At 70.8% G+C, this 6,726-nt stretch carries 7 protein-coding genes; all 7 read left to right on the forward strand.

What is annotated here, in order from left to right; all coding sequences use genetic code 11:
• Positions 1-239: 239 nt before the first annotated feature.
• Entirely contained in the window at positions 240-746 is a 507-nt protein-coding gene (locus ACV4UX_RS10420) for an A24 family peptidase (protein WP_491593225.1), read from the forward strand.
• Positions 747-1,025: 279 nt separating this feature from the next.
• Positions 1,026-1,898, forward strand: a complete 873-nt coding sequence (cpaB, locus tag ACV4UX_RS10425) for a Flp pilus assembly protein CpaB (RefSeq protein WP_491593226.1) — start codon at positions 1,026-1,028, stop codon at positions 1,896-1,898.
• Positions 1,895-3,448, forward strand: coding sequence for a type II and III secretion system protein family protein (locus ACV4UX_RS10430; RefSeq protein ID WP_491593227.1), 1,554 nt, complete (start codon positions 1,895-1,897; stop codon positions 3,446-3,448). Before cpaB ends, ACV4UX_RS10430 begins: the two co-directional genes overlap by 4 nt.
• A gap of 22 nt (positions 3,449-3,470) precedes the next feature.
• Positions 3,471-3,764, forward strand: a complete 294-nt coding sequence (locus ACV4UX_RS10435; RefSeq protein ID WP_491593228.1) for a hypothetical protein — start codon at positions 3,471-3,473, stop codon at positions 3,762-3,764.
• Positions 3,765-3,798: 34 nt separating this feature from the next.
• Positions 3,799-4,959, forward strand: a complete 1,161-nt coding sequence (locus ACV4UX_RS10440) for a CpaE/TadZ family protein (protein ID WP_491593229.1) — start codon at positions 3,799-3,801, stop codon at positions 4,957-4,959.
• A 3-nt stretch (positions 4,960-4,962) separates the two neighbouring features.
• Positions 4,963-6,123, forward strand: coding sequence for a CpaE/TadZ family protein (locus ACV4UX_RS10445; protein WP_491593230.1), 1,161 nt, complete (start codon positions 4,963-4,965; stop codon positions 6,121-6,123).
• 6 nt (positions 6,124-6,129) lie between these two features.
• The coding region (locus tag ACV4UX_RS10450) for an ATPase, T2SS/T4P/T4SS family (protein ID WP_491593231.1) at positions 6,130-6,726 on the forward strand (597 nt) is incomplete at its 3' end.

Consider the following 6,726-nt stretch of genomic DNA (forward strand, 5'->3'; position numbering starts at 1 on the left):
TGATCATCGCCGCCGTGACCCTGCTGGGCACCAACATGACCAACCTGTTCAACCGTATCGCCGGGTCCATCCAGTAGCGTTCCCGGCAGGCGGCCGGTCAGCCGCCGCGATGCCGCATGCCGGGGGGAGCCGCGCGCTTCCCCCGGCATACGCTTTCGCGGCGTCTGGCGTCCGGGGCCGGGCGGTGGTAGCCTGCGCGAGCAATCCGCGCGGCGGCCCGCGCGAACCGGGGGTGGATCGTGCACGTTTCCCAGTCCATGCAGTCCTGGCTCATCTTGGGGGCCTTGTGCGTGCCCATGCTCTGGGCCGCCTGGATCGACTTCAAGAGCTACCGCATTCCCAACCGCATCACCTATCCCTCCATGCTCTGTTTCGTGGCCCTGAACGTGGCCCTGGCGGGCCTGGAGGGACGCTGGCTGGAAGGGCTGTCCGTCGGCGGGGCGGGGCTCCTGCTGGCGGGCGGTTGCATGCTTCCGCCCTTCCTGCTGGGCGTGATGGGCGCGGGCGACGTGAAACTCATGGCCGTGTCGGGGGCCGCTCTGGGGCCGGGCGCGGTGCTCACGGTGCTGGTGTTCACGGCCCTTGCGGGCGGCGTGCAGGCGGCGCTCACACTAGGAGCGCACATGCTGCGCACCGGGTCCATGAAGAACCCGCCCAAGGTGTGCTACGGAGTGGCCATTGCCGTCGGCACGCTGGCGGCAGCGGCGTGGCGCGCCGTCGGCGGCAAATACATTGCCGTGTTCTGACGCGCTCTCTTCAGCGGGACCTTTTCAAAAGCCGCGCGAACCCCGAAGCGCATCCCCTGTATGCCCCGAAAGGCGACGCGAAATGCCGTTGCATGGCCTGTTCAAGCGGAGTATGCACTTGCCAAGCTGCTGCGAATGTGCAACGTTTGTTCGTAAACGCAACAGGGGTCCCCGAGAGCGTCGCGCGAGCCGGGAAATGATCCTGAAACGGCGGACGGCAAATCCGCAACGGAGCGGGCGCGTCAGTCCTGATGCGAAGCGCTCCATGGACAGGGCCGGATGAACAGATCGCGGATTCTTCTGCACGGAGCCATTGCGCTCGTGCTCTCCCTCACGGCGGGCTTTCTGGTGTTCAGCTGGCTCCAGGGGCAGGGCAAGAAGCGTCAGGCCCCCGTGGAGCAGCCCGCTCCCGCCCAGGTGCAACTGGCCGTGGCCGCCAAGCCCCTTGCCCGCGGCGAGCGCCTCGGCCCCGGCAACCTCTCCCTGGCCCCCTACTTCGAGAAGAGCGTCCCCCCCGGCAGCTTCACCGCCCTGGACTCCCTGGAGGGCCGCGTGGTCATGGTTCCCCTGGGGGTCAACGAGCCCGTCACCCAGGACAAGCTTTTCCCCGCCGGGTCGAGCGGCTCGGGCCTGGAGACCCGCCTGGGCGAGGGACGCCGCGCCCTGGCCGTGCGCGGCAACCGCGTCATGGGCCTGGGCGGCCTCATCCTGCCCGGGGCGCGCGTGGACGTGCTCATGACCGTGGACGACCCCGACAAGCAGGGGCAGAAACTCGCCAAGGTGATCCTGGAAAACATGCTCGTGCTGGCCGTGGGCGCGCAGGCCGACAGGCCCCAGGGCGGCAAGGAAGAGATGCTGGCCGAGACCTACACGCTGGAGGCCACCCCGGCAGAGGCCGAGAAACTGGCCCTGGCGGGCGTGCAGGGCGAACTGCACCTGGCTCTGCGCGGCCCCCTGGACAGGGAGACCGTGCTCACCCCCGGGGCCAGCCTGCGCGGCAACCTGGCCAGCCTGCGCGAGACCGAACCCCCCAAGGACGCCCCGCCCGACCAGACCAAGGCCCAGCCCATGGTGGAGGAGATCCGGGGCGCCAAGCGCGAAGTGGCCCCCCTGGGCTCCAAGGACGCCCCCAAAGCGGGAGGCAAGCCGTGAACCGCGCCGCCCTGCTCCTGGCCCTGGCGCTGGCGCTGCTGGCCTGCGCCGCCCCCTCGGCCCTGGACGCCGCCCAGACCGCCAGCGCGCCCCGGCTGGAACTCACGGTGGGCAAGTCCGTGGTGGTCAAGACCCAGGCGGACATCGCCCGCGTCTCCGTGGGCGATCCCAACGTGGCCGACTTCGTGCTTCTCACGCCGCGCCAGCTCTATGTGGCGGGCAAGGCCTCGGGCGTGACCAACATCACCCTCTGGGACGCCTCCGACCAGGTGCGCGGCCTCTACGACGTGGAGGTGGCCCCCGACGTGGCCCGCCTGCGCCGCCTCGTGGGAGACGTGATGCCCGACGAGTCCGGCGTGGTGGTGCGCGCGGCGGGCAGTTCCATCGCCGTGTCCGGCACGGTGCGCAGCGAGGCCAACCTCAAGCGCCTGCTGGCCCTGGCCGAGGCCCATTCGCCGGGCAAGGTGCTCAACCTGCTCCAGATGGGCGGGGTGCAGCAGGTGATGCTGGAGGTGCGCGTGGCCGAGATGTCGCGCGCCCTGGCCAAGGACCTGGGCTTCAACCTCAACGCCATCTCCCAGGGCGATTTCCTCTACACCTTCCTGGGCGGGCTCACCAGCGTGCCCCTGCTCTCCAACATCGTCAAGACCTACACCAGCACCAACTCCAACAACCAGGCCGTGCCGGACCCCTACAACCGCGTGAACAACCCCACGCGCTTCGACGAGCAGAAAGGCCCCCTGAACATCACCAGCAACGTGCAGGGGATGTTCAACTACAACACCAAGGTGAACGGGGTTCCCACCACCATCACGGGCTTCATCAACATCCTCAAGGACAACGGCCTCGTGCGCATCCTGGCCGAGCCCACCCTGGTCTGCCTGAACGGCCAGACGGCCGAATTCCTGGCGGGCGGGGAAATCCCCGTGCCCATCCCCCAGGCCCTGGGCACCATCAGCATCGAGTGGAAAAAGTACGGCGTGGAGCTGCGCTTCACCCCCCACGTGCTGGCGGGCGACAAGATCAGCCTCCAGGTGGCCCCTTCGGTCTCGGAGCTGGACCCGGCCAACGCCGTGCAGGTGGGCAGCTTCGTCATCCCGGCCCTCAAGAAGCGCAGCGCGGCCACCGTGATCGAACTGGGCGACGGCCAGAGCTTCGCCATCGCGGGCCTGCTCTCCCAGGACACCCGCTCCACGGCCAGCAAGTTCCCCGGCGTGGGCGACGTGCCCGTGCTGGGCAGCCTCTTCAAGAGCAGCAAGTTCCAGAAGAACGAGACGGAGCTGCTGATCATCATCACCCCCAGGCTCGCCAAGCCGGCCGACCCCAAGGCCATCAAGCTGCCCACCGACGGGGGCCTCAAGGAACCCGACGACCTGGAATTCTACCTGGGCATCGACCGCAGCAAGATGGGCCTGGGCGCACAACCGGCCGCCCCTGCGGCGGGGGTCCCGGCCGGGCGCAGCCTGGACGGCGACTTCGGCCACGCCCTGCCCAACCCCCCGGCATCGGGCGCTCCGAGGCCCCCCAAACCCTCCGACGCGGGCAAATAAGCGCCCGAACCGAGGAGCCCCCATGCGCCCCATCACCGCCCTCCTGGTCGCCGCCCTCCTGGCCCTCGCGGCCTGCGCGGACACCGAGCCCAAAACCGAGTGGAAGTTCGGCGAGTCGGTGCAGTCCACCATGCAGAGCCAGATCGCCAACCCCGGGGCCGGAGGCGACAAGCCCGTCACGGGCATGGACGGACAGTCCGCGGCCATGGCGGCCAACCGCCACGAGAAGATGGGCGAGGAAAAGCAGGGGGAGGGCGTCTTCGAGAAAATCCTCAAGAACATCGCGCCGGGGCAGGGGCAGTCCGGCTCCAAGTAGGCGCTCCCGGGCCAGGTCGAACCGCATTGTGGGCATGAACACCACCCCCGCCGTCTTTCTGGACATCCGCAACCCGGTCACCCGCGTCCTGGCCGAGAAGTGCGCCGCCCAGGCTGGCCTTCGCGTGCTGGCCCCGGGCGACGCCCAGCCCCCGGACCTCTGCGTGCGACAGGCCGGGCCGGACCCCGAGGCCGAGGAGCGCGCCCTGGAGGCCTTCCGCCAGGAGAACCCCGAGACGGGGCTCCTGCTCCTGGGCGACGCCTCCGACGCGGCGCTCATCGTGGCGGCCATGCACGCAGGGGTGCTCGAATTCCTTCCCGAGAGCCTGGGCGAGGACGACCTGCTCCCCCGGTTCGAGCAGTTCGCCCAGGAGCGGCTGGCCAGCGCGGGCGGCCCCGCGCCCGGCAGGCTGGTGAGCGTTTTCTGCCTCAAGGGCGGCGTGGGCGGCACCACCCTGGCCGTCAACGTGGCCCTGGAGCGCCAGCGCGCCGCCCAGGGCAGGGAGCGCGCCGCCGCCCTCCTGGACCTGGGCCTGCCCTACGGCGAGGCCCAGATGTTTCTCGACCTCAACTGCCGCTACCACTGGGGCGAGGCCGTGAAGAACGTGGGCCGCCTGGACGGCACCTATCTCCTGAGCCTCATGACCCAGCACGCCTCGGGACTGCGCCTGCTGCCACCGCCCGCCCAGCCCGACGAGATCCAGCTGGCCGGGGCCGAGGTGATGGGCTTCCTGGCCGAACAGGCCCGCAGGCTCTTCGACACCGTGGTGGTGGACCTGGGGGCCTACCTGGACGAGGTGTCCCAGCGCATCATGGACATCTCCGACGACGTGCTCCTGGTGTGCGTGCAGAGCACCGCCTGCCTGCGCAACCTGGCGCGCTTCGCCGCCCAGTACCCCGTGGCCCGCTCCCGGCGCGGACGCGCCTTCCGGCTGGTGGTGAACCGCCATCTGGAGAAGGCCCAGGTCACCCCCGCCCAACTGGAGGAGGCCGCAGGGATCGCCGGGGCCTGGCTCGTGCCCAACGACTATCCGGCCACCCTGGGGGCCATCAACCAGGGCATGCCCCTGGCCGAGGCCGCGCCCAAGTCCCCGGTCACCGAGGCGGTGCGCGGCCTGGCCCTCTCCCTGGACGGGGGATCGCAACGCCCCGAGCGCAAGGCGCGCTTCGGGCTCTTCGCCCTGGGGAAGGGCTAGGGCATGTCCGTGGAGCGTCCCCTCGGCATCCTCCTCCTGGGAGATCCGGCCGTGCTGCCGGGCCTGCGCGCCGCGCTGGAGGGCCAGGCCCTGGCCCGCCCGGCCGAGGCCAGGCCCGACGTGGTGTTCGTGGCCGCCGGGCAGGACGTCCAGGCCGCCCTGGACCAGCTGGCCCGCGCCGCCAGGGAGCACCCCGGCGCGCAACTGGCCCTGGCCGCCCACCCGGCCGCCCCGGAGCTCTTCCTGGCCGCCCTGCGCCTGGGCGTGCGCGAGGCCCTGCCCGCCGCAGACCTGGAACGCAAGCTTCCCGGCGCGCTGGAGCGCATGGCCGGGCGCGTCCGGCGCTCCGCGCCCGCGTCCTCGGGGCGCTCCGGCGCGCTGCACGCCTTCATCGGGGCCAAGGGCGGCGTGGGCGTGACCACCCTGGCCGTGGGAGCGGCGCGCGAGCTGGCCCGACCGGGGCCTGGCGCGTCGCCCCGCGAGTCCGTGCTGGTGGACATGAACCTGCCCTACGGCGAAAGCCCGCTCTTCCTGGGAATCACCCCGGGCACTTCCCTGGCGGAGATTCTCGCGCGCGAGGGGGCGCTCCAGGCGCGCGACGCCGCCGCCTGCACCGAGCGCCACGCCTCGGGGCTTTCGCTCCTGGCCCTGCCCGCCCAGCTGGCCGACGCCCCGGCCGGGCTCTCGCCGGAGCTGCTCTGCGAAATCCTCGCGGAGCTGCGCTCCCGGCACCACCACGTCTGCGTGGACCTGGGCATCTACATCGACGACCTCACCCTGCGCGTCATGGGCCAGGCCGACGGGGTCTACCTGGTGGGCGTGCAGAGCATGGCCTGCGTGCGCAACATCCGCCGCTTCCTGGACTACGTGCGCCCCCAGGGCGAGGTGCGCCTGGTGGTGAACCGCCACCTCTCCGACTGCGAACTCTCCGTGGAGGACATGGAAAAGGCCCTTGGCCTCAAATGCTTCCAGGTGATACCCAACGACTACGCCCTGACCCTGGAAGCCATCAACCTGGGCAGGCCCGTGGCCGACCTGGCCCCGCGCTCGGCAGTGAGCCGCGCCCTGGCCGCCCTGGCCTCGGGCATGTCCGGCGAACGCGCCGAGGGCGGCCTGGCGGGCCTGGCCCGCAGGATCTTCGGCCGCGCGCCCGGCGGGAGGTAAGACGCCATGCGGGGACGCCAGCTCATCCGGCCCACGGCCCAGGCCCCGGCCGCGCCCGAACTCGACCCTCAGCGTTCCGCCGCCCAGGGCGACCAGTACTACGAGCTCAAGACGCTCCTGCACGAGCGGCTCATCGAGGTCATCGACCTGAGCCTCCTGGAATCCCTGGACCCGGCGGCCCTCAAGTCAGAGATCAACAGGCTGGTCAACGGGCTCCTGGGCGACGAGTTCGCCCACGCCCCCCTCAACCGGGTCGAGCGCGAACGCCTCGTCGACGAGGTGCACGACGAGATCATGGGCCTTGGCCCCCTGGAGCCCTTCCTGAAGGATTCCACCGTCAACGACATCCTGGTGAACGCCTACAACCACATCTACGTGGAGCGCCGGGGCCGCCTGGAGCTGACCGGGGCGCGCTTCAAGGACAACGACCACCTCAAGAAGATCATCGACCGCATCGTCAACCGCGTGGGACGCCGGGTGGACGAGTCCTCGCCCATGGTGGACGCGCGCCTCCCCGACGGCTCGCGCGTCAACGCCATCATCCCGCCCCTGGCCATCGACGGTCCGGCGCTCTCCATCCGCAAGTTCTCCAAGGACCCCCTC

The organism is Fundidesulfovibrio sp. (genome assembly GCF_058402725.1).